The sequence below is a fragment of the Vibrio sp. PSi01 genome, from assembly GCF_054960695.1.
This window is the reverse complement of the sequence record NZ_JBHNYN010000008.1, coordinates 77242-103259: the sequence shown is the minus strand read 5'-3', so window position 1 is coordinate 103259 and position 26018 is coordinate 77242. Positions and strand designations below refer to the sequence as shown.

Here is a 26018-nt window from a genome sequence, read left to right as displayed (position 1 = left end):
CATATGTGATGTTGTTTGTTTAGGCCTAATATAAGTTTGGACCATGGCCTATTGGTGCAGCACATATTCTATTAAAGTCGTCATTAAAAAGCACAAGATTCCATCTTATTTTCCATAAATGGAGACATATTTTGCAAAAATACCATACAACAGCAACAATACAAAAACACAAAACATACCATTCCATATACAGAGTTTTAACTGGCACATAAAGAATGTCCGAGAAGAGCAAACTATCACGACATTGAAGTTATAAACCCAATCAATCGAACTCGCTGTATTTAGAAATCATGGTATGTAATTCGATCTCTTGATTATTACCAAACCGGTCTTCCCATGAGCTTGTTATCTGAACGGTCTTCAGCGCTCCGGATAAACTGTTCGTCACTGTCCAATCAAGTTGATATTTAAAATGCGAGTGATCCATGCCATCAACAATATCCGTAGCAAAATCCGCAGGCGTTATACTCGATAAAGCGGCAGATGCGCCTCGAGTTCTAAACCATTCCAGCTTATTTTCAGCCAAATTCAAAGCTTCTACACTATGAATAGCAAAGTCAGACTTTTGCTCAACATATGTTTGTAACTTAATTAGCCCTAGCGAACCGACTCCTATCAATAAAAATGAAATGAGTACTTCAATTAGGCTAAAACCTTTTTGCTTATAAATCATTCCATGAACCTTTTTGCCATCTTGGCTTAGGTGAAAATTCGAACTCATCAATAACATCTGAATTGAATGAAAAATTCAGAGAGTTATTAAATAGCGCCATTTGCCCTTCTGTATCAAAAAATTGTCCCCCCGTGAAACTGAATGCGCCAGCTTGCGCATAAGTTGCATGATATGGCGTAAGAGTACTTGAAGAACCATACATAGTATTAATTAGGTCACTAAATACTGAATTTACAAAAGGTTTCACTTCCGTCATCGAGTCCCATTGAGAAGGAGTGGGAGAGTAAGTATTATTAAAATGAAAAAATACACCGCTAATATCGCCAGAACCAGTGACCCCAAAAACACCGTCATGAACAAGTAAAAACAAATCGGTTCCCGGGTGTGCAGCCTGTAAATTTACAATATTCGTCACATCAACTGGCGCTAGTTGGCAAGAGCCATCAATCCAAACTTTATTGGGCTGTCCATTCACTATTGAATCAGAAAATTGGCTATAGCAATCAACACTACTAGAAGGCATTGAAACTTTAATAAATTCGTTATCTACATCATCACGAACCTCTTGCCACTTACTTTTATCGACTCCGAAAAAATCTTTAAAAGGGTCGATAGTGTCATCTCGCTGAATATCTAACCCAACATTATGAGAACTTATCACTCCAAAGGAGTTCTCCCATATCCCTGATTTAACAGCTGTCGATGTCTTATGAGAAGGCTTACAATCCTTAGTGGGATCATGCCCGGCTCCTGGAGATTCAATAGAACTACTTACGCCATGATTGGTAATACCAGTCGCAATAAACCTATATTTAACCACTGCCCCGATACACTCATAAGCTTCAGCAGCCGAGTCAAATTCACCAGGGTCTGGTGGTGAAAAAAGTGCTGAGCCAAAAGAAATAACATCAGAAGTCGACTTCATAGCTCCATAACCAACTGAAGATGAAAAGATTATTTTTTTATTAACACTGCTATGACCAACTTGAGAAAGCAAAATTTCAGGGTTTGTAAAGTCAGCATTTAAGGAAGAAAAACTATACGAGTTACAAACTGTCGCTAAATTATTGGGTATTGATTGCAATTTTTGATTAACAATATATGTAAAACCACACTCTAGACCTCCCTCTGCTTCCCAATGTTGCTTGCGCGCTTCTACTTCATTCTGAGATCTTTTTATTTGATAAAAAACAGAGCGATAACTACCAAAAGTCAACATTAACGCAGTAACTAGTAATACACTTGTTGTAAGTAAAACAACCGCACCTTGTTGATTTTTATTCATCGCCAATTCCTATTTTTTACAATCACACTTGATGAATAATTAACGGACGTATCTCCTACTAATTCAGCAGAAATCATAATGGTTGTAATACCTGAACTAACCCCTTGAGATTCAATACTTGACTGATTCGCATGAAAATCAACGACTCTAATTTGATTCGGCTCAAAGATAGAAGAGCACCCACTAATCGCCGCTGATACTGTTTTTACGATACTGGAGGGGCTATCACACACCTTGACCAAACCTGAATCAAATACAAAAGCGACATTTCGAATCTCTGATTGATGAGTGTAAGCATATGCAACCGTTTTTGAATCAGGAGAAATATATAAAGTATCGGTGGAGCCTGATAATTTTAGAGATACACCTGTCCCTCCATCGTAGCCCGCACGCTGGATATCTTCTTTAAAGTATTGAAGAGCTCCTGAAACTTGTTGTAATAGTAATAATTCTTTACTTCTCTCGGATGCGATGTTTTGTCCGGATATAAATACCGACCCCACACTTCCAATAACGACAATTCCCAAAATGGAAGAGATCATAAATTCGACTAATGTTGCACCGAACTGCTGCCTCCTAAGTGCAGATCTGATAACCATAAAAGTCTCCTTCTACACCACAAATTCTCATTCTTCCTGAAGTACGATATGTTATAAGCTTTAAAGGCTTAGAGTTCATATCAAATAAGAGATGGCCATCTTTAGCTTTACCGTTTACTCCACTAAATTTAATTTGTTCAGAACTGTAGTTAACGGTGAAATCTACGTTTCGAAATGAAGCACCTTCCAGTGTAAGAATTGTCGTACCAGTATTCGGAATATCGAATTCGGTCAATTCAATTTTCCAATCACCGGTGTCATTTGAATTACCATTCATTAAAAAATGAGCCCAAAGATCAGTATTTCTCATAACTGCCTCAGATTTTGCCTGCATCATAAAACCATTCAACTCAGTAGCTAACCGTTGCATCTTCACTGTTTCCGAGACAGAACTAAAACTTGGAGCGGCAACAGCCAATAATATAGAGAGCACTGATATGGTTATGAGTAGCTCTAAGAAGGTAAACCCGCGAGACATTTCCCAAATTCCTATGTAAACCGATACGTAACCGTATTTAATCTTGCAAGGATGCTACCACCGAAGAAAAATAGGCTGAATATAGAGAAGGAACTACTCGTGATGATTCGAAAAAATAAATGCAACAACAACAACTTAAGTTGCAAAGGGATGACATTGATCGAACTATTGGTCGCAGTGGCTATTATTGGAGTACTAACCGCTATCGCCTACCCAAGCTATACCGAACATGTCATTAAATCGCATAGAACAGCAGCATTAGCTGATATGGCAAAAATACAACTCACACTTGAGCAGTCATACAACGGTGTCTATAACTGGGGCAGTATTATTTCAGGAGGGGCTTGTGCTATATGTGAATCACCAAGTGATCGCTATGTATTTTCTGTCGCAAGTTCAAGCAGCATGGCATATACAATAACCGCCACGGCACAGTCAACTAAGGGGCAAAGTGGTGACTCTTGCCTAGGCACTCCCAAAACAATGACGCTCAAATCTTCAGGTGAAGAATCCCCTGTAAATTGCTGGAACTAATAGAAGTTAATATCCTTGGTATGAGTAAAGAATGACTAAGCATATACATAGCTGCATTTTTTAACTAAACGAGAAGATCAAAAAAGCCTGCACATAGGCAGGCTTTAAAATTTTCAAACCACGATCTAATTACTTAGTAAGGTCATCGAAGAAGTTTTTAACACCGCTGAAGAAACCTTCAGACTTTGGCTTATGTTTGCTTGCTGCTTCGCCACAGCATGTTTCTTCGAACTCACGCAGTAGTTCTTTTTGACGAGAGCTTAGCTTAACCGGTGTTTCAACCACTAGCTTAACGATTAGATCACCCACACCGCCGCCACGAACGCCTTTAACGCCTTTGCCACGCATACGGAACATACGGCCCGTTTGTGTCTCTTCTGGCACCTTAAGGTTTACACGGCCATCCAATGTCGGAACTTCAACCTCACCACCTAATGCTGCCATGGTGAAACTAACTGGTACTTCGCAGTAAAGGTTGTTGCCGTCACGCTCAAAGATGTTGTGCTCTTTTACGTGAACTTGTACGTACAGGTCGCCAGCTGGAGCGCCCTGCTCTCCCGCTTCACCTTCGCCAGATAGACGAATACGGTCGCCAGTATCAACACCAGCAGGGATCTTAACGTTAAGCGTTTTAGTCTTCTGTTTGCGACCTTGGCCATGACATGAGTTACATGGATCCTTGATGATCTTGCCTTTACCATTACAAGTAGGACAAGTCTGTTGAACCGCAAAGAAGCCTTGACGCATTTGTACTTGGCCATGGCCATGACAAGTGCCACATGTTTGTGCTGAAGAGCCCGCTTTAGCGCCACTACCATCACAAATATCACACTCAACAAGTGTTGGTACTTCGATTTCTTTAGAAACACCACGAACCGCTTCTTCTAGAGAAAGCTCCATGTTGTAACGTAAATCTGAACCACGTTGTGCACGCGCTTGACCACCACCACGACGACCACCGCCGAAGATATCGCCAAATACGTCACCGAAAATATCGCCGAAATCACCTTGACCACCGCCGCCGAAACCGCCGCCGCCGCCCATACCGCCTTGTTCAAAAGCGGCATGACCGTATTGGTCATAAGCTGCTTTCTTTTGTGGATCGGTCAGGATCTCGTACGCTACTTTTACTTCTTTAAACTTCTCTGGCGCAGTATCGTCACCTTGGTTACGATCCGGGTGAAACTTCATCGCTAAGCGTTTGTACGCTTTTTTAATATCGCGCTCTGATGCATCGCGGCTTACGCCTAATACTTCGTAAAAATCACGTTTTGACATGTTCTAGGTCACCAAAATAATTGCTACTACCGAATGATCACTTCAGTAGTCTGTGTATCAATCTAGATAAAAGTTCTGTCGGCTGAAATACCGAATAAAGCTATTATCTAGATAGACAAGTCTAAATACAAATTTACGGGCGTTAGAGTTACCTCTGACGCCCGTATATTTAGAAATCGAAAAACTACTTTTTCTAAGCTAAAACACGTTAGTTCAAGGAGAAGGCACGGACTTTCTTAACCAACCAAAAGGTAAGTGTAAGTGAGTACCTTCGACGCAGAAATCACGTGTTATAGCGACGAAAAATTATTTTTTGTCGTCTTTAACTTCTTCAAACTCCGCGTCAACAACATCGTCGTCTTGCTTAGATTGTTCACCAGCGTCAGCACCTGCTTGTTCAGCTTGAGCTTTCTGTTGAGCAATTTCCATTAGCTTTTGAGCAGCTTGCATAAGTTCTTGAACTTTAGCGTCGATAGCTTCTTTGTCGTTACCAGACTTAACTTCTTCTAGTGCCGTGATAGCCGCTTCGATCTTCTCTTTCTCGTCAGCAGGTAGAGCTTCACCAGCTTCTTCTACTTGCTTCTTAGTGCCGTGGATCATTTGGTCAGCTTGGTTACGTGTAGTAACTAACTCTTCGAACTTTTTGTCCGCTTCTTTGTTAGCTTCTGCTTCTTGTACCATCGCTTCGATCTCTTCCTCAGACAAACCGCCTGATGCTTGGATAGTGATCTTTTGCTCTTTACCTGTTGCTTTATCTTTAGCAGATACGTTCAGGATACCATCAGCATCTAGGTCGAATGTTACTTCGATTTGTGGCATGCCACGTGGTGCTGGTTGGATACCTTCTAGGTTGAACTGACCAAGAGACTTGTTGTAAGTCGCTTGTTTACGCTCACCTTGAAGAACGTGAATAGTTACTGCGTTTTGGTTGTCTTCAGCTGTAGAGAACACTTGATCCGCTTTAGTAGGGATAGTTGTGTTTTTCTCGATAAGCTTAGTCATTACGCCACCCATCGTTTCGATACCGAAAGATAGAGGAGTAACGTCTAGTAGTAGAACGTCTTTAACGTCACCAGCTAGTACACCACCTTGAACAGCAGCACCCATTGCAACAGCTTCGTCAGGGTTCACGTCTTTACGTGGCTCTTTACCGAAGAATTCAGTTACTTTAGCTTGAACCATAGGCATACGAGTCTGACCACCAACTAGGATAACGTCAGTGATTTCGCCTACAGATAGGTCAGCATCTGCTAGAGCTACTTTTAGTGGCTCTAGAGAACGTTGAACTAGGTCTTCAACTAGAGACTCAAGCTTCGCACGAGTCACTTTGATGTTCATGTGCTTAGGACCAGTCGCATCAGCAGTAACGTAAGGTAGGTTTACGTCAGTTTGAGTAGTAGAAGAAAGCTCGATTTTCGCTTTTTCTGCTGCTTCTTTAACACGCTGCATTGCTAGTGGATCAGCTTTAAGGTCGATACCTTGCTCTTTCTTGAACTCATCTACTAGGTAGTTGATCATGCGGTTATCGAAATCTTCACCACCAAGGTGAGTATCACCGTTAGTTGAAAGAACTTCGAAAGTCTTCTCGCCTTCTACTTCATCGATTTCGATGATAGAGATATCGAATGTACCACCACCAAGGTCGTATACAGCGATAGTGCGATCACCACCTTGCTTGTCTAGGCCGTAAGCCAGAGCAGCAGCAGTAGGTTCGTTGATAATACGTTTAACATCTAGACCAGCGATACGACCAGCATCTTTCGTTGCTTGACGTTGAGCATCGTTGAAGTAAGCAGGAACAGTTACAACTGCACCAGTTACTTCTTCACCTAGGAAGTCTTCAGCTGTTTTCTTCATTTTCTTAAGAACTTCAGCAGATACTTGAGGAGCAGCCATTTTTTGGCCTTGCGCTTCAACCCATGCATCACCGTTGTCAGCCTTAACAATGTTGAAAGGCATGATTTCGATATCGCGTTGAACTTCTTCATCTTCAAAACGACGACCGATTAGACGCTTAATAGCGAACAGTGTGTTTTGAGGGTTAGTAACAGCTTGACGTTTTGCAGGTTGACCAACTAGCGTCTCGCCTTCAGTGTATGCGATTACCGATGCTGTTGTGCGTTCGCCTTCAGCATTCTCTAGTACGCGTGGTTTGTCGCCGTCAAGAACAGCAACACAAGAGTTAGTAGTACCTAAATCAATACCAATGATTTTACCCATCAGGCCATCTCCGAATATATATTATTTAGTTTTTTGCTATACCCACATATGTGGGGGTGGTAATCAGGGAATCAACCCTAATACACAAAATTAAAGTGCAAATGTAATTTGCTTTCGTATGCACCATAGATAAGGGCTGCAAACTGGTTTTCAAGGGAAAAAGTAAAAAAAATCTGATTTTTTCCCTATCTTTCTGCTTAAGAAGAAAAAGTAGCTCATCCCTTACGGTTTAAGGCGCCAAAGTTGACACATTCATGCGTTCACCTTCAGCAATAAAATAGTCGCCCTATTCTATTTCACATAAAAAAAGACCTTCACTAGGAAGGTCTTTTTCAAATAACGCTTGTTCAGTTAGTTATGGATTCGCAATATTATTGATTGAGAATTAACTGGTAGAAGCTCGCTTGTGTGTAGTCACCCGCTTCCATACCACGCCACTCACATGCCGAACTCGACTTCTTAGTGTTACATTGATTGTATGCACCCGCTTTGAAGTACATCCAATCTTGACCATAGCCAAGATCAACGTCGTGTCCTTGATATTTACCTTTCGCCAGATCAACATCATATGTCTTCACAATTGGATCCGACGAGTTTGGATTCTTAGTAAACGTTAAGTGCATGATGTTATCTTTAATATTTACATCATATGAAAAAACTTCACCTAACTTAATGCCATCGCTAGGGTCAGAACTGCCCTTTTTCAAATTGTATTGACCAAATACATCATGGCGAATGTCTTTACGAAGTTTCTTTCCATTTTCATCTTTCGCGTTTTTCAATTCTTTCGGCGGGTTGAGCTCGTAGTTCCATGTTAATGAACCATGCTCATGCTCTGGTAGTTTACGGTAAACAATTTTAAGAGGTTCATTGTCCGAGCCGTGAATTTGCCCGATGACGACTGAAAATGCGCCTGTTTTATTGTAGTTACCACTGGTACTCACCTGGTCGACAGAAAGCGTCGCAGTCATTTGGCCGCCAATAGAGCCAAACTCTTCTGCATTCTTATGGCTCGAAATAGCAAAGTTGTTACTCGGATCTGAGTAACTATCCGCCAGCATTGCTCTTAGCTCACTACGAGTGTTCTTACTGTTTGGTGTCGTTGGTGCCGTATTCGGAGCCACAAATACCATCGCCCCAGATTCTGCATCAGTGTAGAACCATTTCGGGTGAACGTAAGGTGTGTCTACATTCGACAGTTCTTTCTTACCGATCTCTAGCGTTTTGCCTTTTCTAGATCCTTCGGTCGTTAACTCAGGTAAGTTAATTTTCCATTTAGATAAATCAAAGTTTTGTGCTGGTGCTTTTGCAGGGTCAAGATCAAATTGTTGACCAACATTGATATTTGAAGCGAGAGCTGGAACAGCTAAAAGAGTGGCCGTCAGTAAGCTAAGGTAAGACAACTTCATTATTGGGTTTCCTTTATGTCGTCAGAATGTAGGTTGTCAAAACAATAAAATAATATTGTATTATTATATGTGATCGAGATTAAATATTGAAAATTGATGGCCTATTACGGTGCCAGAAAAAATAAAAAATGAGACTTACACCAGATACTCCCTATCGATTGACTAACCAATTCAACAGATCCGACGCACTTTATGACAGACACAAAAAAGCCCCGCTCTCATTGAGCGAGGCTTCCAATTATCAAATCTTAATTAGGTATTAAGCTTCTGCTTTCTGTAGTTCAGTTTCTTCGTTCTTTTCAACGCCGATTGCGCCTTCAGACTTAGCAACGATAGTGTTAACCGCTGTATCACCTACTACGTTAGAAGAAGTACAGAACATATCGTTGATACGGTCTACTGCAGCAATGATAGCTAGACCTTCTGGTGGTAAACCTAGTTGGTGCAAAAGAACACCGACCATTACAACACCGCCACCCGGAACACCACCAGCACCGATAGACAGTAGCAAGATAGTTAGACCAAGAGTAAAGATGTCAGCAGTGTTGATTGGTTGACCGAATGCGTTTGCTACGAACATTGTCGCTAGTGCGATGTAGATAGATACACCAGACATGTTCATTGTCGCGCCTAGTGGAACACCGAAACCAGCCACTGATTTAGATACACCAAGCTTTTCAGTTAGGGTGCGCATTGTTACAGGAATTGTCGCATTCGAACTTGCTGTTGATAGTGAGAAAAGGATTTGCTCACGGATTGCACGTAGGAATTGCTTAGGTGTAATACCTGTCGCGATGCCAACCATCATTGGGTAGAAGAAGAAAATCCAGAACACTAGCATTGCAACAACCAGTGCTACATAACCAGCTACCGACATTAGCGTGTCTGCATCAAGTGTTGCACCTAGTTGAATCATCAGTGCGAATACACCAAACGGAGCCAGGCTCATTACTAGGCCGATAAGCTTCATCATGATTTCATTAGCCATCTTGAACGTTTTGATCGCTGGACCACCACGTGAGTCAAGCGCTTGAATAGCAAGGCCTGTCAAAATTGCCATGAAGATAATTTGTAGCATGTCGCCACTTGCAAACGCCTGAACAGGGTTGCTAGGAACGATATTTACAACTAGAGAGAAGATATCTGGAGTTTCAGTTGTTGTTAGTTGAACTGTCTCTGAAATCGTACCCGCTAAGTCTGCGCCTGCACCTGGTTGGAAAATAAGGCCAACAGTGAGAGCTGCAGAAATCGCGATGATGGTGTTGATAATGTAAAGAGCAAAAGTTTTACCACCTAGGCGACCGAAAGAACGGATGTCTTTCAATTCAACGATTCCACATACAATAGAAACGTATACCAGCGGAACAACCAATAGTTTGATCAAAGAGACAAACATCCCACCGACACCTTCTGCTAAACCAAGCAGGTAAGTATCGAATACCGCAATACCGCTGAATAGGTACTGAATAGCAGTACCAATAAGTAGGCCAGCAAACAAGCCTACAAAAATCTTACTTGAGAGCGATTTATCCATCGTTCTTCTCCAGTTTGTTGTGTTTGAAATTTGTACTTTTATAGTTATATATGCGACCAAAATCGCTATATTGCAGTGGATTTTACATACAACGATAACAATTAAAAGCATTTATTTACAAAAACATTACAAATGTGACATCAAAACATTTCACAGATATCAACTAGTTTCATAATATAAAACTCTAAATTAATAATCTGGGTAAAATTAAAGGAACGACATTCTTAATGCACCAATGATGACTATTTACGTGGATTCTCAAGTGATAGGCATAAAAAAAGAGAGGCATAAGCCTCTCTTCTCATTTCACATTAATTAGTGAATTATTTCGCGACCGCTAAAAGTCACTTAACGATAAATTACTTAGCAACCATTACCATCGCAGGGCGAACTACACGACCGTTTAGCTCGTAGCCTTTTTGCATCACGAACATAACCGTGTTTGAATCGTGGTCAGGGCTCTCTTGAATAGACATCGCTTGGTGGAATTCAGGATTGAACACTTCACCTTCAGGATTAATCTCTTTAAGGCCAAATTTAGCAACAGTATCTACGAATGTTTTATGCGTTAGCTCAACACCTTCAAACAATGGTTTAACCACTTCGTTTTCTGCATCTGCAGCTTGCATTGCACGCTCTAGGTTGTCGATCACAGGAAGTAGACCTTCAGCAAATTTGTTCAAAGCGAATTTACGCGCTTTATCAATTTCTTGCTCGCTACGACGACGCATGTTCTCAACTTCAGCTTTTGCGCGAAGAACAGAATCTTGCTGCTCTTTCACTTTAGATTCGCTAGAAAGCAGTGCCGCTTCTAGTTGAGCAATTTTTGATTCCTGCTCATCAGCCGCGTCTTCATTCAGTTCAGCTTCTTCAACTTTCTCAGCTTCAGCAATGATCTGATCTAGTTCTTCTTCGGTTACTTTGTTTTCTTCGTTGCTCATGATATCTCCAGAATTCGTTTTCAATGCCAGTGACAGGCGTGTTTGCGCCTCAAATTGATATAAAACACTCGCATAGACGTTCAACTTGCCTTTATTATGGGGATGAAGAATTTTGATTCAAGCCTAATTCGTTTGGAAACGTTATGAAAAAGCCATTTGAAGTCATCGCTATTATTGGTAAACCTCGAGATCAGCAAGCAATTCAGACTCATAGAGAGCTCTATCAGTGGTTAAGTACTGAGGGTTATCAAGTATTTGTTGATGATAGGCTCTCCAGTATTTTGGACGATATCCCACAAGAACATTTTTCTAGCCTGATTGAGTTAGGTAAACGAGCCGATCTCGCAATTGTTGTGGGTGGTGACGGAAATATGCTCGGTGCGGCTAGAATATTGTCGCGTTTCGATATTTCAGTCATCGGTGTGAACCGAGGAAACCTTGGCTTCCTAACCGATCTCAACCCTGAAAACTTCCAAAGCGCACTTATCGATGTACTCAAAGGTGAGTTCATGGAAGAAGAACGCTTCCTACTAGAGACTGAAATTCATCGTCATGGCCAAATAAAAAGTCATAACGCAGCGCTCAACGAAGCCGTACTTCACCCAGGTCAAGTCGCACACATGATCGAGTTCGAAGTGTATATCGATGACAGCTTTGCGTTCTCACAGCGTTCTGATGGTTTGATCGTATCGACTCCAACGGGTTCAACGGCTTACTCGCTTTCTGGTGGTGGCCCTATCTTGTCATCAAGCCTCAATGCAATCTCGCTAGTGCCAATGTTCCCACACACGCTTTCAAGTCGTCCATTAGTGGTTGATGGCAAACGTCGTATTAAACTTATCGTATCGCCTGATAACCGCGGCACTCAGGAAGTAAGCTGCGATGGTCAAATTTCACTGCCTGTTTCTCCTGGCGATGAGATCCACATTTACCAAAGCCCGAATGTACTCAAGCTGATTCACCCTAAAGACTACAACTACTACCATGTCCTACGTAACAAACTAGGCTGGTCAAGTAAGCTGTTCTAATTGAATTAGCGACTCTGGCAGTAGACGAGAATTTGAAAGGTTGACGATGTTCGTCAGCCTTTTTTTTACCCGTCGAAACCTTATAAGTCCTCATAGCCCTAATGTACCTCATCCCTTCACGCCCAGACTAAGTTGGGAATCTATAGCGGTTTCAGTAGCCTACAGGCAACCTCAATTCTGAGATCTGTCACAAAAAAATTTCACCTGTCGACTTTACTGTATAAAGAAACAGTATATACTGAGCTTATATACAGTATTGTTCAGTTATACAGGTAAATAAAAATGCTGGCTCATTTAAGTGTTAATAATTTCGCTATTGTTAAGTCTTTACAGCTAGAACTCTCTAAAGGCATGACAACAATCACCGGTGAAACGGGTGCGGGTAAATCTATCGCTATCGATGCTTTAGGCTTATGTCTTGGGGGAAGATCTGATGCAGGAATGGTAAGACAAGGAGAAGATAAAACCGAAGTCAGTGCCGCTTTTTTACTTGAGAACAATCTGCACGCTACACGCTGGTTAGAAGACAATGAACTGCTTGATGGCAGTGAATGCATCCTACGTAGAACCATCTCCAAAGAAGGTCGCTCTCGTGCATTCATCAACGGTAGTCCTGTCCCTCTTTCACAATTGAAATCACTAGGGCAGTTGTTGATCAACATTCATGGCCAACACGCGCACCACCAGCTGATGAAAAGCGACCACCAAATGGCCATGCTTGATCAATACGCAGGCCACTTAAACCTATTGAAATCGACACGTAATGCTTACCAAGCATGGCGACAAGCCGATAACCACTTAAAAGAGTTACGTGAAAATAGCCAGCAAAACCAAGCTCAAAAACAGCTTCTAGAATATCAAATCAAAGAGTTAAATGAGCTATCTATTGGGGAGGAAGAATATGAAGACCTCGAACAAGAGCATAAGCGCCTCTCCAATAGCGGAGAATTGGCCTCAACCTGCCAGCAGGCTATCGAGCTTATTTACGAAGGCGAAGAAGTTAATGCGCTTAGTATTCTGCAATCGGCCAATCACTCCCTAATTCAATTAGCTGAGCTTGATGAAAGGTTAGTTGATCTGCCCAACTTACTCTCTGAAGCCATCATTCAGATTGAAGAGACCAACAGTGAACTAAGAACCTACCTAGACAGCATTGATGTCGATCCAGGTCGTATGGTTTACGTTGAAGAACGCTTCTCAAAAGTGATGTCGATGTCTCGCAAGCATCACGTGTTGCCAGAAGAGCTTTACAAGCATCACCAAGATTTATTACAACAAGTTGAAGCGCTTGATTGTTCCGATGAAAAATTGGATGAATTGGCAAACGAGGTAGAAAACCAATACCAATCGTTCGTTGCTAAATCAGAGAAGCTTCATAAATCTCGAACTCGTTACGCAAAAGAGCTCAACAAGCTGATCACGCAAAGCATGCACGAACTGAGCATGGAAAAAGCACAGTTTGCCATTGAAGTGAACAACACCAACACACACCCTTCTCCATTGGGTATGGATAATGTGACCTTCATTGTTTCGACCAACCCAGGCCAACCAATGCAGCCCATTGCTAAAGTAGCCTCTGGTGGTGAACTTTCACGTATTTCATTAGCGATCCAAGTGATCACAGCGCAAAAAGTGGACACACCAAGCCTGATTTTCGATGAAGTCGATGTGGGTATCAGTGGGCCAACAGCAGCAGTTGTCGGAAAAATGCTACGTAAGCTGGGCGAATCGACACAAGTAATGTGTGTGACGCACTTACCTCAAGTTGCCGGTTGCGGTCACCAACAACTGTTTGTAGCGAAGAACACGAAATCAGGTAAAACCGAGACCCAAATGCACACGCTTGATGAGCAACAACGCGTCTCAGAGCTTGCTCGACTGCTTGGTGGCAGCCAGATTACCGAATCGACACTGGCCAACGCAAAAGAGTTATTAATCGCTGCTTAGGTTACATATTCAGCAACTTTCTGATAATTTACCGAAAAATCTTGCCAATTTTGCAACTTAATTCAAAATTGCCAGTCATAACAAGCTCAAAGCGCAAGGAGCTTTTTACTTCTTGCTGGAGCTTGTTTATTATCAGGCAGTATTTTAGCGAAGAAAGATCTCAGACTATGCGAATTAAAAAGTGGTTAGTTGCAGTTCCACTTGCACTAACAATGTTGACCGGTTGCTCTCTACTAGAGAAGTTGGTTTATCGAATTGACATCAATCAGGGTAACTATGTTGAACAAGAAGCTGTCGATCAGCTGAAGTTTGGCATGACAAAAACACAAGTTCGTTACGTTATGGGCTCACCTATGCTTATCGAAAATGGCTACCCAGATACGTGGTACTACATTTACCACCACACAAAAGGCCATGAAGACTCGATTCAAAAAAATCTTGTTGTTAACTTTGATGCAACGGGCACCTTAGTGACGATCAATGGTGATTTTGAAGCCAGTGATGAATTCTTCGAAAGCCTTCGCTAGCTTTCAACCAACAAAGCTTTCCAGTCAAAAGCTATCAGTCGACAAAGCTCTCAGCCGACAAAGTAAGAATCGCAAAAGCCTGCTCACATGAGCAGGCTTTTTAATATCCTGTAACAAATTAATCTTCATTTTCAGGCTAACGGACACAAAAAAGCTCGCCAATATAGCGAGCTCTCTTCTTACTCAAATTTGTTTAGCATTACGATTTAGCTGCAGCCGCTTTTGCTTGTTCAGCACGCTTACGGCGAATCTCTTTGGGATCAGCTAACAGTGCTCGATAAATTTCGATACGATCTTTATCTCGAACGGTTGCATCTAACTTAACGTTGCGGCTGTATACGCCAACTTTATTTTTCGCTAAGTCGATTTCTGGATACAACTCTAAAACACCAGACTGCGCAATAATCTCTTCAACGGTCGCGTTCTTATTTACCACTAAGGTAAATACACGCTGCTCATGTGGAAGCGCAAACACAACTTCTACGTGGATCATATCTGATTCAATAGTCATGGCTTAGTAAACCTGTTTCGCTCGTTGAGTAAAAGCACTGACCATATTGCTTGTCAGTTCATTGAAAATCTTGCCAAATGCCATTTCAATCATTCGACTAGAAAATTCAAATTCTAGTTTAAGTTCAACCTTACATGCTTGGTCGTCTAGAGGAGTGAAATACCAGCCCCCCTCCAGCTTCTTAAACGGGCCATCTACCAGCTCCATTAAAATTTCAGCACCATCCGCCATTCGATTCGACGTAGTGAATGTTTTACTGATACCAGCTTTAGAGACATCAACCGAAGCCACCATCGCGGAATCTGAAGATTCGATCACACGAGAACCAGAACATCCTGGCAAAAACTCAGGATAACGAGCAACATCATTGACCAAGCTGAACATCTGGTCGGCACTAAAAGACACTAATGCTGAACGAGTAACCTTTGGCATATAGACTCCTGTTAAAGACAGCGTTACATTAACACAAACTGCAATTTTAATTGTATTGGGCCAGAGCGCAAATAAAAAGGATTCCCCATCTAGGGCGCATTCCGTATAATGAGGCCATTATGGCAAAGAATAAATCAAAATCAAAAGCCGGTAGTAATACCATTGCGCTTAATAAGAAAGCTCGCCACGAATATTTCATCGATGATGAGATAGAAGCGGGGCTTGAGCTACAAGGCTGGGAAGTAAAATCCCTACGTGAAGGCAAAACCAATATCGCAGAAAGCTACGTATACATCCGAGATGGCGAAGCATTCATCAGTGGTATGACGATTACTCCGCTAACTCAAGCGAGTACTCATATCGTGGCGAACCCAACACGTATCCGTAAACTATTAATGTCGAGAAAAGAACTCGATAACCTTATCGGTCGTATTAACCGTGAAGGCATGACACTTGTCGCAACCGCGCTTTACTGGTCTCGCTCTTGGGCGAAGATTAAAGTTGGCGTAGCGAAAGGTAAAAAGCTGCACGATAAACGTACTGATATGAAAGAAAAAGATTGGGCGAGAGATAAAGCACGAATTATGAAGAGTAATTTGCGTTAATTTTAAGCACTTAAACGCACAGTGCTAGACAGGGTAAGCTTTTCTGGTACTATGCAAATAACACTTGGGGCTGATTTAGGATTCGACAGGAATTTTGAAGTCTGAGGTGCATGCCGTGGGGCGGTTGGCCACGTTAAAAGCCGCAAAAAAATAGTCGCAAACGACGAAAACTACGCACTAGCAGCTTAATAACCTGCTCAGAGCTCTCTTACCCTAGCTTCCGCTCGTAAGACGGGGACCAATAAGAGATCAAACCCAAACTAGCTAGCGCGGATTCTCCCACCTGAGAGGAAAAGCGCGAATTATAATTCAGGTTAGCCTTTAACTAGCGTGTCGGTTCGCAGGTTGCTGGTGAAATTAAAGATCGACTAAGCATGTAGTACCAATGATGAATGATTTTTGGACGCGGGTTCAACTCCCGCCAGCTCCACCAAACGTTTGGAAAGGGCCAACTCGAAAGAGTTGGCCCTTTTTTTATCTTTATTTTACTAGCCATAACAAGGAAAGTTTCTTTTTAACAGTGACTTACCTTTAGCACGTCAACAATAAAAAACCACACATCCCGTTGCTGAAATGTGTGGCCGTCTAGAACTGTTATCTTACGAACTTAGATAAGTTCAGGCGTTAATCCATCTCGCCCAGCAAGTAATCTTCATTACTGCTCACTACTGCGCCGTGCTTTAAGAAGTTCTTACCTAGGATCATGCTGTATTCAAAGCGAGAGCGATCTTGAAGGTTTACCCTTACCTCTTTCTCTAAGTCACCTAACTTAACCTTCATTTCGACGACAGGGCGAATGTTCACCTTCTCGCCTTTCTTGGCTTTAATACGCATCACATCAATCACTGGCTTAGTGAAATCTTGCTTATCGCCTTGGTTGTTTTGGTAGGTAAAACTCACCATGTCTTGGCCATCTTTCTTGAATCGTTTGATGTTGACTGCATTCATTGAGCTGACATCCGCGCCAGTATCCAACTTGGCAGGGAACGTCATGCCGTTGACTTCAACAACTTCGATGTGCCCAACTTTAAATAAAGGCTCCGATTTCAAAAGGTAGTCAGATCGAGTATTCACATACACCCCATCTTTCGCCATCTTTTTGCCTAACACGAAGTAGGACTCTTTCTCGTTGCTATTAAGTACGTCGATAGCAAATTCTTGTTGGCGAACTTTACCAGCACCTAAAAATTCACCACTTACAACTGGGCGAACGTCATCCCCAACTCGAAGCTTTTTGATTATTTTCTTAATGACTTTCTGTTGCTCACCATTCGCATCAATAAGGAAGAATTCAACAGAAGCATCTTTGCCTTTACCTGTCATTTCAAAACTGTCGACCTTCAACAAAGGCGTGTTGACAGTAAATGAAGCAACAGCCTTCATAGGGAAACCATCTAATGTGATATCTTCTTCCGGTGAGATAATCAGTGGCTCAGTCTTCTTCGCGACCTCGCTGAAATTCTCAGAACCTTCAGAAAGAATATTTTCAGCGTTGGTATCAATCATGAAAAGTTCGCTAGCGGTGCTGGTTCCAAACCTCAACTGTGACTCACTACTTGAACGGTCACGTAAGTACACTAGAACATCTTTAGTGATGTTTTCATCGAGTTGAACAGGTACATACACCAAAGGTCTCTTCTTACCACTCACGCTCAACATACGAACTAATGGCAGTGTCATTTCTTTTTGCTTACCGTCGTTATCGACCATATCAAACGTGACTTCATTGTTTTTCTTGTCTACATCGATATTTTTTGAATGCAAAATACTGTATCGATTCTTTAAAGAGAAGGTCCCATTCATCGCCATTCCTGAAATAGACACTACCTCTTTTCGACCTACTACTGTCGCGTTTTCCTGCTCTTGCAAGTAGTCATAGCCCGCAAATACTAAAGCGTTATCAGCAAGAAAAGTTTTGCCAATCAGCACTGGTGCTGAAAAATGGCTTCTGTCGGTAAGGTTAACGTCTGTTTTTAATTCTTGATCCGCAATGGTGAGTGACATTTTTACGGTAGGACGAAGTAAAGGCGTGCTGCTGGTGCGGCTACGTATCATGCTGACACGCTCTAAAGGCGCTTCGATTAATACCATATCTCCCGTGCGCGGGTTTTGAACTTTAAAAGACACCACAGCCTCATATTTCGCAAAGGCACTGCCATTCCAATCATCGTAATCAACATCGGAATTATTCAACAAGTCTTCGGTTAACGCCGCCATCAACTCTTTGTCTTTAAGATTCTTATAATCGGCATTCGTGCTCTTCACATGAATATCTTCAGCATGCATAGAGGTAGTTTCTGCACCAGTGTCGATTTTGCCAATGAAAGGAACGTCTTTTAGCCCTTGAACGCTAGAGAGGTATACATTCTCAGTACGGCCTAATACCGCCTTACCATCCAATTCATAAGTTGGGTTTTGAGTCGTGTGCGAAGTGTCTGTAGCCAAAGCATATTGTGAAAAAAGTAGCGTACTTAGAAGAGTTAGAGCCAAAGGTATCTTTTTCATTAGTTGGTCCGTTGTGATCAGTTCACTAATAATACTGGCGTTTCGGCGAAGAGTTCCCCTACCAGCACAGGTTCTCACATAACGTTAACGCTATGAGTTTTTCAATGACAAACCGATGACTTTGCAGAGCAATACCTTATCGATTATTGACTAATGGATACCCAATAACCTTTTTAATGCCTAGTGTTATATTGAAGAAATGAATATAAAAAAGGCCAACGACATACGTTGACCTTAGCGATTCAAAACACACCTTAAGCAGGCTTAACTTGCTAAAACACAAACGGTTCTAGATAAACATAGCACTAAAAAGTCCCGACTGTTTTCTTTGCACAGATAGCGCGAGCTTTTTCTGCGTCCTCACCTTTATTTTTTGAATCACTGTGGTTCTTATTTAAACATTGTCGATAAGATTCGATGTAACGCTCAAATAACACCTTTGCTTCAGGTAGAGGTTTATCGAGCAGTTGGGTAACGAACTTTCTTGATCCAACCTCAAAATGTTGAGTATCGATTGGGCTATTCCAATCCCCTCCCCAGATCATAAAACCATGATGGGCGAACAGCTCAACCACTTCTTCTGCCATGCCTCGACGTTCAATTTCATCACGCGCGCGAAAACGAGTACGATTCACATAGCTTGTCGCAGATTTTGAAGGCTTTACCGTGATTTTTCCGTTGCTATCAAACGCTAAGAAAGGGTTTTGAACTGGGTTGATGTCTATTGCCACACCATACGCATGTTTCGACCAACCTCCTCCGCCTGTAATAGGACGAGCGTTAAACGCACTGCTGTTGTTCGCATCCATTGAGGCGTTATCGTCACCTCTGAATTCACGCATTAAACGAGCGGAATGAAGAGGAAAATTGCGCAGTTTGAGCTCTGAAAAGATTTGTTCAACAGCCGGCGCAACAACATCAAGCACAATCATGTTCCCCTGCTGCGTTTCGCCCTTAAAGTTAACGAAATCGAAATCCACTTTGGATAATCGCTCACAACCAACGGGGGCACCGCTACTCAAGACATTGTTCTTTTTCATCATGTCGCATTGCCATTGAGATATAGGGGCAACTTGAGCATAACTCGCAGCACTAAGCACAGTGGCCAGCCAGCCGACAAAAAAACGTTTCATATCAAAGACTCAAAAATAATAAGAGTGGAAGTAAACAGGGTTTGAAAAATAACACATTAAACAAAGCTAAACGCACGCTTTGTTAGCGCGGTTTATTCCAATAAACAATCTCTCTAACTCGTCCGTTCTGATCTGTGTCAGGAGCTCCACCAACATCAGAAAGCTCAGGCAAGGTCGATAATTGCGGAGCGTGACAGGCAACCAGCATAAGTACGAACGCATCGTAAATATCGTCTATTGCAACGTCTTTACGCTTTGTGTTTGAAATGGCCAACAACAAACCGTCACACCATTGAGGGGCTAGTTGCTGAATAATAGAAAGCCGTTCATCTTTGCCTTCTTGTGTTCGTTTGGAAAAGGTCAACGGTTCGCCTTTCAAAGCTGCAAACACGACCTCAGGATGTGATTCTCTTATAGAAAGATCTGGATGAGCTTCAATGAGTTCATCAAGCTCACGGATCTTGGGCACAATTCCCCAAGTCTGCTTAGAAAACTTCTTATCAAGCTGCTCCACATTTGCACTGCACGCCGCAATGTAATCGGTTTGATAAACCGCCTCACGACACGGTACCGGAAACACCGAAGATCCACGTTTGCTGGTAAGAAAACGCCTTGCTGCTTTGTCGCATAATCTATCCGGAGTCTGTGAATCGCTAAAACCAATCGGCATATCGATTAACGTCGTCGAACCTGCAAGTTCATCGACTAACTCATCGAGCGTGTTTACCACTTTGAACGTAGGTAGCTCATTGCCAGAGACAATCCAAGCGATCCACCCCGCCTTGCAGCCATCAATTCCGATGTATTTCATTGTTGTCTTGATAGTAAATCGCCTCAATAACTCGTTTATTTTCTGCTCAGTTCCACTCACTGATCAGAAGTCGACTTTTTACTCCACGTACTTGCAAGCCCATTGCATCAAACACCTCTTCAAAGTCTCGACACAGTGCTGGTATGTTGGGTAAAGAAAGTGCCGCTTCAGAAAAAAACTGCTGTTCAAAATGATCAGAGTCGCTCCACGCCAATTGCCACCATTCAAGAATCCGAGACTTAGACGAACGAAGCTTTTCCGCTGTGGGAACTTTATCACTTTTACTTAGGTTCTCTTTGCTCGTAGTTGGAAAGAGGTTCCACTTATCGTTGTTTGGCCAGTAAGCAAAAGGCAAACAGTGATCAACGTGATACTCATTTTTCAATGACTTTCCACTCCAGACGCTAACAATGTCGGCACGATTAGATCTAAGTTGCTCGACACGTTTACGCACATCGCGAGTGTCGTGGTTTTGATCGATCCATACCAAGCAGTCGTGATAAGTCTGTAATGAGATATTTCGCTGTCGGTTTAACTCGAAACGCTGCATCTCCATGACCCATTGATTCACCACTAGCGGTTCAATCCAAGAGTGGTAGATTCTAAAGCACTCCCACAGGCTTTCATCGAGAGTGAAATAGCCAAAACTTTCTAGGAACTCACTATCCATGACCAATGATTCCCGGCTCTTCCGTCGTTTTTGAGGAGGGTATATATCGAATAGTCTGTTGTCTTTCGAGCCTTGATAAATAAACGTCACAGGCCCTGATTTAATGGTGCTAATCGTCTGTGAAAATAGCTTTTGTAAAGCCTTGGCTTCCTCGCCCAAAAACATAGTTCCAATAGCTAGATCATCGGCACTTAAGTGCTTGAGTTTGTTCCAGCCATCTTCTTTTACAAACCCAAGTCCCTTCGTTGTGTTGCTATTTTGCTGAATCCCAGTGCCTTCTATATCGATATCAATCAAGCGCTTAAACTGTCTAACCCAATAAAGAGCGACCAAGCCCATTGGAAGTGAGATTTTCCCATCAGTTCGATCAATCACAGCGCCAGAATGAGCATCAGCTATTCTCAGTAAGGTTCTTAACAAGGCCAACTTGTATGTCGCTGACTTATTGTCATTCACAATAATGTGTCGCACCTTGTTCAAGTCACCGGAACCATCATCAGGTAATGTCATCACCACGGTTTGCCACCACACTTCACTGCGGTTCAAAGTATCTTGGCTATCATCGACATGACGAACCAACAAGGCACTGTTTTTTGATAACCGCTCAAGTTCTTCAACTGAAACTTGGTACCCTTCTCGACTATCCTGAAACTCCCCATGACGCAGAGTAATCACCAACTTGCCGTTTGGGGCTAATAAGTTAGACAACTTTCTAAATGCACGCTCTCGATAGGACGGGGCTAAGTGCATCCAAACAGCACTCACCAGTATCAGGTCAAAGCGCATTCCGAGGTTTTCAGTGCGGCCAAGCGAAGGAAGTGAGTCATCAATCCATGTAACACTTGGCCCGGTATATTCAGAGCCTTGCTCGCGTAATGAGTCACTGGGTTCTATTGCGATAACGTCAGCCCCAACTTTCTGCATCCATAACGCATCACGTCCACTACCAGCACCGACATCTAGCACTTTATCACCCTCTAAGGGCCAATAAGCTTGCCAACTTTGATGTACCGTCTCGAACGTCACTGAGTTGTACTGCTCACAAAGTGTGTGGGCATTTTTATCGTAAAAAGGAATCGATGAGGACATATGCGCTATTGGAGTAAGGAAATTAACACCATAGTAATGGCGGCCATACAGGATTACTAGCGGCACATGTAACTTCAGCTACATCCATAAACATTCATCGTTAGTCACTGTTTTATATCAATATATATCTATAGGACGATTCCTGTAATCTACGACTTAAAATTAAACTCCACGGAAAATGAAACAAACCAGGTGCAAGGTGACACGTGAACAGGGATAATTATTTTGATGCTACCCCAACCTCACCCCCTGCAGAATTAGACTAATGAACACATACTCACATATAGATACCCCGTTCAACCTACGCCACACCTGTTGGTTTTGTGGTGAACCTTCCAATGATGTTGTTGAATTTCCTAAGACAGCGCAAGCTGTTGCCAAGATTGGTCACTCACCGATAGCACTGCCGGCTTGTAATGAGTGTGCGAGAATTAACTACTCAAAGAATCTGACCTCAATTTGGGCTGTGCGCGATCAGATAAAACACGCACTCATCGATAAATATGCAAAGCACTTAGGGGTTGGTGAGAACTGGACGGAGCAAGAGCTTATTGATTCAGATTTCTCGGGCTCGACGCTTGGCGGGTTTGGGCGCAGTGCTTGGAAGATGTATCAAATCGCCAAGCAGCGAATTGACTATAAAGGTTGGCCTTTGTCGGTTGATGACATTGTAATCGAGGCCTACGACGAAACCAGTGGCTTTGAATTCGACGGTACTCGTTATGCTTCAATCAATTCGTGTATCGACTACTTCACCAAGGCTGCGGGCGTAGACAAAGAGCTGCTATCGCAACTTGTCGACATCGTTTCAACTGACCGTTTTAGCTACGCGCTTCGAATCGCCAAGCTGAATAAGAATGTCTCTAATACCAAACGCTCAGAGATCATCGAAGAGGTGTTACAGCAAGAGTCTGAGCAAGAAGAGATACAGCTTGAGCAAGCCAATTCACTGTTCAACCCAAATGTCGAAGAAGTCAGCATTTCAGGTTCGACGGCTCCGGTGTTCGCTATTCAATGGGCAATGATGAATAACGTTAAAGATTTAGCTCACCTTTGTTCACTCGAAGATGATTATTTTGACTATTTCGAACATCTTGGTGGCCCTGCAGCTTTCATGTCTTATAACGGTCTACAACTCTACTTGGAATCGCGTCAAGATCCAGAATGGGTAGAAAAGTTGGATCCAAATAAACAGTATTGGTGAACATGCCTCGCTACTAGTGAACACGTGTAAGCTCGATGATCGTGTCAAACACCCATTGTTAGTCCTTGTTTTATATAAAGATCTAAAAACAGAACCCTATAACAGTTAATTGTTGCAATTCGGTTAAATAGAGTGAAAACTTCAAGCATCTAAAACTATTTAATCACTGCAATCTTGCGGTGAGTAAGGAGTGAATTGTGCTTGCTGTTCTTCGTATAATTTTGGCTACGGTGTTTATTATTTTCACTACCCTCTGTGCTTTTGTTTACTGCTTGTTTAGCCCCAAGAACCCCAAGCATGTGTACGTTTTCTGTCGTTGGTTCAACCAGCTACAAAAGATCGTCGGTGTAAAACTGGTGCAGCGCGGCCTAGACAATGCGCCAACGTCAGAAAAAAGCGTCTACATCTCTAACCACCAAAGCATATTGGATTTTGTCACCGATCCGGGGATGCTGAGGCCGCGTACTGTTTCGCTGGGTAAACGCGACTTGCTGTATGTGCCTTTCTTTGGCTTGCTGTATTGGATCACAGGTAACATTCTGATTAATCGTGAAGATAAATCCAAAGCACGCGATACCATCAAGCAAGTGGCAGAAGCGATTCATCAGCGAGATCTGTCTGTTTGGGTTTATCCAGAAGGAACACGCAGTAAAGGGCGTGGATTATTGCCATTCAAAACAGGGGCTTTCCGGATGGCGATTGAAGCCGGCGTACCTATTACCCCAGTGTGTACCAGCACTACGCACAATAAGATTGACCTCAACCGAGTTAATAATGGCATTGTGATCACCGAGATGCTGGAACCTATCGATGTGTCTGGATACAAGCTCAGCGACGCAAGAGAGTTAGCCAATCGCTGTCACGCACTCATGGCAGAGAAAATCGCAGAACTTGATGCCGAAGTGGCTCGTTTAGAGGAACAACAACACCCAGAGCTGGATTCAGACCGTTCTTCTACGAGCTAAATCACAACGAACACACTGAGCCATCGCTCAATGACTTAAAAAGACACTCAACGATCGCAACTCTCATTGTTCTCGTTTTACTTGCTGGCGTTTATCCGCAAAATAAAAACAGGCGTAACGGCTTTATAGAGCAATGGGAGTAAACGATGGAAGTGATTCACCATGGTGGCAAACATACTGTCACCGGATCTTGTCACGAGCTAAGAGATTCAGGCCAAGCGGTGCTCATCGATTGTGGCCTTTTTCAAGGTTTGGATCTTCAAGGTAAAAAGCTTCAAGGGGAAGACGCACACCCTCTTGATATTGAATTTGAAACGTCCCACCTCAGCGCTCTGCTGCTGACTCATACTCACATTGACCATATTGGCCGATTACCTTGGTTACTCGCCAGCGGCTTTAACCAACCGATTTATTGTACGCAAGCCACCGCTGAACTCGCTCCTTTAATGATTGAAGACGGGCTAAAACTGCAAGGGCTCAGTCATAAACAATCAAAACTCATACTCAAAAAAATTCATTCGTTGATTGCTCCTAAGCCTTATGGTGAGTGGTTTTCAATCGCTCCTAAGCTGCAAAATAACGGAATGGATCATCATAGGCCAAATACTCTGTATGCTCGCTTTCAACCTGCTGGGCACATCTTAGGTTCCGCCTATATCGAGATTAAGTTATCTAGCCAAGAGATTGTGGTCTTTTCTGGTGACTTAGGGCCAAGTAACACACCACTTCTGCCCGATCCAAAGCCACCACAACAAGCCGACTATCTGTTTATTGAATCCACATATGGCACAAGTCAACATGATGATATTGCTACTCGTTCAGACCGCCTCAAAGCGATCATTGATCGTTCGCTGCTCGATGGTGGCGTCATTCTAATTCCGGCTTTTAGCGTCGGTAGAACACAAGAGCTTTTGTTTGATATCGAACACCTGATCTTTAAGCATCAACTCAGTAGCGATATTCCTATCATCCTCGATTCTCCCATGGCAGAGAAAGTGACGCGTTCCTACCGACGCTTTAAAGAGTTGTGGGGGCAAGAAGCAAAACAACGTCTTGAACTGAAACGTCACCCACTCGCTTTTGAGCAATGCATTACTGTTGATGGGCATAGAATGCACAAGAAAATCGTCAATCGCCTGCGTTCGACAGGTGAACCCGCAATTGTGGTCGCAGCTTCTGGGATGTGTCAGGGCGGCAGGATAATGAACTACTTATCAGCTTTACTTCCCGATAAACGCACCGATGTAATTTTAGCAGGCTATCAAGCTCACGGAACGCTCGGGCGAGAGCTACAACAAGGAGAGAAACAGGTTTCCATCGATAACCAACACGTTGAGGTCAATGCTCAAATTCATGGCATGTCTGGCTACTCTGCCCATGCTGATAAAGATGATCTCAATCGATTTATAGAAGAAATAACCGTGCCACCCAAAGAGGTACATTTGATTCACGGAGATCCAAACACTCAGTCTGAGTTCGCTCAAGCTTTGGTTGGGAAAGGATTTAAAGTCGTTTAAAACAGGCGATTGATTCACGATTTCTGATTACGGTAATCCTTACGGAAAGTTCTAAAAATCACTACTGATATTTTAAATAATACCTCCCCTTAAACCTGCCTAATCTCACTATATCGGTGATAT

23 protein-coding genes and 1 other RNA gene are annotated in these 26018 nt (G+C 42.6%); 9 read left to right on the top strand and 15 right to left on the bottom strand.

The genetic code is table 11. From position 1 onward, the window contains the following. Positions 1 to 262 precede the first annotated feature (262 nt). The 4 genes from ACFI6G_RS13160 to ACFI6G_RS13145 are packed head-to-tail and all read right to left on the bottom strand — an operon-like array spanning position 263 to position 3035. Positions 263 to 673: a type IV pilus modification PilV family protein gene (locus ACFI6G_RS13160; RefSeq protein ID WP_016768353.1), complete on the bottom strand. Its 411-nt coding sequence runs from the start codon at positions 671 to 673 to the stop codon at positions 263 to 265. After that, positions 663 to 1958: a hypothetical protein gene (locus tag ACFI6G_RS13155; protein ID WP_010438941.1), complete on the bottom strand. Its 1296-nt coding sequence runs from the start codon at positions 1956 to 1958 to the stop codon at positions 663 to 665. The genes ACFI6G_RS13160 and ACFI6G_RS13155 overlap by 11 nt, the downstream gene beginning before the upstream one ends. Next, on the bottom strand, positions 1955 to 2557 hold the full coding sequence (locus ACFI6G_RS13150) for a PilW family protein (protein ID WP_010438939.1): 603 nt from the start codon (positions 2555 to 2557) through the stop codon (positions 1955 to 1957). Before ACFI6G_RS13150 ends, ACFI6G_RS13155 begins: the two co-directional genes overlap by 4 nt. Then, on the bottom strand, positions 2535 to 3035 hold the full coding sequence (locus ACFI6G_RS13145; RefSeq protein WP_010438937.1) for a GspH/FimT family pseudopilin: 501 nt from the start codon (positions 3033 to 3035) through the stop codon (positions 2535 to 2537). The genes ACFI6G_RS13150 and ACFI6G_RS13145 overlap by 23 nt, the downstream gene beginning before the upstream one ends. 102 nt (positions 3036 to 3137) lie before the next feature. Between ACFI6G_RS13145 and ACFI6G_RS13140 the strand changes: the two genes are divergently transcribed. Further along, entirely contained in the window at positions 3138 to 3569 is a 432-nt protein-coding gene (locus ACFI6G_RS13140) for a type IV pilin protein (RefSeq protein WP_010438935.1), read from the top strand. A gap of 129 nt (positions 3570 to 3698) precedes the next feature. Here ACFI6G_RS13140 and dnaJ read toward each other — a convergent pair whose 3' ends face one another. The 5 genes from dnaJ to grpE form a co-directional block, all read right to left on the bottom strand. Further along, entirely contained in the window at positions 3699 to 4847 is a 1149-nt protein-coding gene (gene dnaJ, locus ACFI6G_RS13135) for a molecular chaperone DnaJ (RefSeq protein ID WP_010438932.1), read from the bottom strand. 306 nt (positions 4848 to 5153) lie between these two features. After that, positions 5154 to 7067 carry a molecular chaperone DnaK gene (gene dnaK, locus ACFI6G_RS13130; RefSeq protein ID WP_010438931.1) on the bottom strand — a complete coding sequence of 638 codons (1914 nt, stop codon included), beginning with the start codon at positions 7065 to 7067 and terminating at the stop codon, positions 5154 to 5156. 371 nt (positions 7068 to 7438) lie between these two features. Continuing rightward, positions 7439 to 8476: a polysaccharide lyase family 7 protein gene (locus ACFI6G_RS13125; RefSeq protein ID WP_102385576.1), complete on the bottom strand. Its 1038-nt coding sequence runs from the start codon at positions 8474 to 8476 to the stop codon at positions 7439 to 7441. Positions 8477 to 8735: 259 nt separating this feature from the next. Further along, positions 8736 to 10010 carry a dicarboxylate/amino acid:cation symporter gene (locus tag ACFI6G_RS13120; protein WP_010438926.1) on the bottom strand — a complete coding sequence of 425 codons (1275 nt, stop codon included), beginning with the start codon at positions 10008 to 10010 and terminating at the stop codon, positions 8736 to 8738. 359 nt (positions 10011 to 10369) lie between these two features. Beyond that, positions 10370 to 10951 carry a nucleotide exchange factor GrpE gene (gene grpE, locus ACFI6G_RS13115; RefSeq protein ID WP_010438924.1) on the bottom strand — a complete coding sequence of 194 codons (582 nt, stop codon included), beginning with the start codon at positions 10949 to 10951 and terminating at the stop codon, positions 10370 to 10372. 143 nt (positions 10952 to 11094) lie between these two features. Here grpE and nadK point away from each other — a divergent pair, with 143 nt between their 5' ends. The 3 genes from nadK (at position 11095) to bamE (ending at position 14453) form a co-directional block, all read left to right on the top strand. Further along, positions 11095 to 11979, top strand: coding sequence for an NAD(+) kinase (nadK, locus tag ACFI6G_RS13110; protein WP_010438923.1), 885 nt, complete (start codon positions 11095 to 11097; stop codon positions 11977 to 11979). Positions 11980 to 12261: 282 nt separating this feature from the next. Next, positions 12262 to 13926, top strand: a complete 1665-nt coding sequence (gene recN, locus ACFI6G_RS13105; RefSeq protein ID WP_010438921.1) for a DNA repair protein RecN — start codon at positions 12262 to 12264, stop codon at positions 13924 to 13926. Between the two features lie 167 nt (positions 13927 to 14093). Next, positions 14094 to 14453, top strand: coding sequence for an outer membrane protein assembly factor BamE (bamE, locus tag ACFI6G_RS13100; RefSeq protein WP_010438918.1), 360 nt, complete (start codon positions 14094 to 14096; stop codon positions 14451 to 14453). A 199-nt stretch (positions 14454 to 14652) separates the two neighbouring features. Here bamE and ACFI6G_RS13095 read toward each other — a convergent pair whose 3' ends face one another. Both ACFI6G_RS13095 and ACFI6G_RS13090 read right to left on the bottom strand, forming a co-directional pair. After that, positions 14653 to 14964 carry an RnfH family protein gene (locus ACFI6G_RS13095; protein WP_010438916.1) on the bottom strand — a complete coding sequence of 104 codons (312 nt, stop codon included), beginning with the start codon at positions 14962 to 14964 and terminating at the stop codon, positions 14653 to 14655. Between the two features lie 3 nt (positions 14965 to 14967). Next, entirely contained in the window at positions 14968 to 15396 is a 429-nt protein-coding gene (locus tag ACFI6G_RS13090; protein WP_010438915.1) for an SRPBCC family protein, read from the bottom strand. 119 nt (positions 15397 to 15515) lie between these two features. Between ACFI6G_RS13090 and smpB the strand changes: the two genes are divergently transcribed. Further along, positions 15516 to 16001, top strand: a complete 486-nt coding sequence (gene smpB / locus ACFI6G_RS13085) for an SsrA-binding protein SmpB (RefSeq protein WP_004735156.1) — start codon at positions 15516 to 15518, stop codon at positions 15999 to 16001. Positions 16002 to 16067: 66 nt separating this feature from the next. Further along, positions 16068 to 16434, top strand: a transfer-messenger RNA (tmRNA) gene (gene ssrA, locus ACFI6G_RS13080). A 191-nt stretch (positions 16435 to 16625) separates the two neighbouring features. On the opposite strand, the gene ACFI6G_RS13075 is transcribed toward ssrA, so the two are convergent. The 4 genes from ACFI6G_RS13075 to ACFI6G_RS13060 form a co-directional block, all read right to left on the bottom strand. Continuing rightward, positions 16626 to 18506, bottom strand: a complete 1881-nt coding sequence (locus ACFI6G_RS13075) for an ATP-dependent zinc protease family protein (RefSeq protein WP_010440630.1) — start codon at positions 18504 to 18506, stop codon at positions 16626 to 16628. Between the two features lie 305 nt (positions 18507 to 18811). Further along, positions 18812 to 19639 carry a M15 family metallopeptidase gene (locus ACFI6G_RS13070; RefSeq protein WP_462710294.1) on the bottom strand — a complete coding sequence of 276 codons (828 nt, stop codon included), beginning with the start codon at positions 19637 to 19639 and terminating at the stop codon, positions 18812 to 18814. Between the two features lie 82 nt (positions 19640 to 19721). Beyond that, complete coding sequence (locus ACFI6G_RS13065; protein WP_010440627.1) at positions 19722 to 20450, bottom strand: DUF429 domain-containing protein; 729 nt, start codon at positions 20448 to 20450, stop codon at positions 19722 to 19724. 46 nt (positions 20451 to 20496) lie between these two features. Further along, positions 20497 to 22209, bottom strand: a complete 1713-nt coding sequence (locus ACFI6G_RS13060) for a class I SAM-dependent methyltransferase (protein ID WP_016784814.1) — start codon at positions 22207 to 22209, stop codon at positions 20497 to 20499. A 265-nt stretch (positions 22210 to 22474) separates the two neighbouring features. On the opposite strand from ACFI6G_RS13060, the gene ACFI6G_RS13055 reads away from it, so the two are divergent. The 3 genes from ACFI6G_RS13055 (at position 22475) to ACFI6G_RS13045 (ending at position 25895) form a co-directional block, all read left to right on the top strand. Continuing rightward, on the top strand, positions 22475 to 23413 hold the full coding sequence (locus ACFI6G_RS13055; protein ID WP_102277604.1) for a hypothetical protein: 939 nt from the start codon (positions 22475 to 22477) through the stop codon (positions 23411 to 23413). 197 nt (positions 23414 to 23610) lie between these two features. Further along, a complete protein-coding gene (locus tag ACFI6G_RS13050) occupies positions 23611 to 24378 on the top strand; it encodes a 1-acylglycerol-3-phosphate O-acyltransferase (RefSeq protein ID WP_462710293.1) in 768 nt (255 codons plus the stop codon). A 146-nt stretch (positions 24379 to 24524) separates the two neighbouring features. Continuing rightward, positions 24525 to 25895 (top strand): MBL fold metallo-hydrolase RNA specificity domain-containing protein, encoded by a 1371-nt coding sequence (locus ACFI6G_RS13045; protein WP_016767149.1) that lies wholly within the window; start codon positions 24525 to 24527, stop codon positions 25893 to 25895. Positions 25896 to 26018 lie beyond the last annotated feature (123 nt).

What these genes read in the sequence shown, in the direction of transcription:
- ACFI6G_RS13150 (WP_010438939.1), bottom strand. Translation starts at nt 2,557, where the DNA reads ATGGTTATCAGATCTGCACTTAGGAGGCAGCAGTTCGGTGCAACATTA.
- nadK (WP_010438923.1), top strand. Translation starts at nt 11,095, where the DNA reads ATGAAAAAGCCATTTGAAGTCATCGCTATTATTGGTAAACCTCGAGAT.
- ACFI6G_RS13055 (WP_102277604.1), top strand. Translation starts at nt 22,475, where the DNA reads ATGAACACATACTCACATATAGATACCCCGTTCAACCTACGCCACACC.
- ACFI6G_RS13060 (WP_016784814.1), bottom strand. Translation starts at nt 22,209, where the DNA reads ATGTCCTCATCGATTCCTTTTTACGATAAAAATGCCCACACACTTTGT.
- ACFI6G_RS13070 (WP_462710294.1), bottom strand. Translation starts at nt 19,639, where the DNA reads ATGAAACGTTTTTTTGTCGGCTGGCTGGCCACTGTGCTTAGTGCTGCG.
- ACFI6G_RS13125 (WP_102385576.1), bottom strand. Translation starts at nt 8,476, where the DNA reads ATGAAGTTGTCTTACCTTAGCTTACTGACGGCCACTCTTTTAGCTGTT.
- ACFI6G_RS13095 (WP_010438916.1), bottom strand. Translation starts at nt 14,964, where the DNA reads ATGACTATTGAATCAGATATGATCCACGTAGAAGTTGTGTTTGCGCTT.
- ACFI6G_RS13090 (WP_010438915.1), bottom strand. Translation starts at nt 15,396, where the DNA reads ATGCCAAAGGTTACTCGTTCAGCATTAGTGTCTTTTAGTGCCGACCAG.
- ACFI6G_RS13140 (WP_010438935.1), top strand. Translation starts at nt 3,138, where the DNA reads ATGATTCGAAAAAATAAATGCAACAACAACAACTTAAGTTGCAAAGGG.
- ACFI6G_RS13065 (WP_010440627.1), bottom strand. Translation starts at nt 20,450, where the DNA reads ATGAAATACATCGGAATTGATGGCTGCAAGGCGGGGTGGATCGCTTGG.
- ACFI6G_RS13045 (WP_016767149.1), top strand. Translation starts at nt 24,525, where the DNA reads ATGGAAGTGATTCACCATGGTGGCAAACATACTGTCACCGGATCTTGT.
- smpB (WP_004735156.1), top strand. Translation starts at nt 15,516, where the DNA reads ATGGCAAAGAATAAATCAAAATCAAAAGCCGGTAGTAATACCATTGCG.
- ACFI6G_RS13145 (WP_010438937.1), bottom strand. Translation starts at nt 3,035, where the DNA reads ATGTCTCGCGGGTTTACCTTCTTAGAGCTACTCATAACCATATCAGTG.
- grpE (WP_010438924.1), bottom strand. Translation starts at nt 10,951, where the DNA reads ATGAGCAACGAAGAAAACAAAGTAACCGAAGAAGAACTAGATCAGATC.
- recN (WP_010438921.1), top strand. Translation starts at nt 12,262, where the DNA reads ATGCTGGCTCATTTAAGTGTTAATAATTTCGCTATTGTTAAGTCTTTA.
- ACFI6G_RS13120 (WP_010438926.1), bottom strand. Translation starts at nt 10,010, where the DNA reads ATGGATAAATCGCTCTCAAGTAAGATTTTTGTAGGCTTGTTTGCTGGC.
- ACFI6G_RS13160 (WP_016768353.1), bottom strand. Translation starts at nt 673, where the DNA reads ATGATTTATAAGCAAAAAGGTTTTAGCCTAATTGAAGTACTCATTTCA.
- dnaJ (WP_010438932.1), bottom strand. Translation starts at nt 4,847, where the DNA reads ATGTCAAAACGTGATTTTTACGAAGTATTAGGCGTAAGCCGCGATGCA.
- ACFI6G_RS13155 (WP_010438941.1), bottom strand. Translation starts at nt 1,958, where the DNA reads ATGAATAAAAATCAACAAGGTGCGGTTGTTTTACTTACAACAAGTGTA.
- dnaK (WP_010438931.1), bottom strand. Translation starts at nt 7,067, where the DNA reads ATGGGTAAAATCATTGGTATTGATTTAGGTACTACTAACTCTTGTGTT.
- ACFI6G_RS13075 (WP_010440630.1), bottom strand. Translation starts at nt 18,506, where the DNA reads ATGAAAAAGATACCTTTGGCTCTAACTCTTCTAAGTACGCTACTTTTT.
- bamE (WP_010438918.1), top strand. Translation starts at nt 14,094, where the DNA reads ATGCGAATTAAAAAGTGGTTAGTTGCAGTTCCACTTGCACTAACAATG.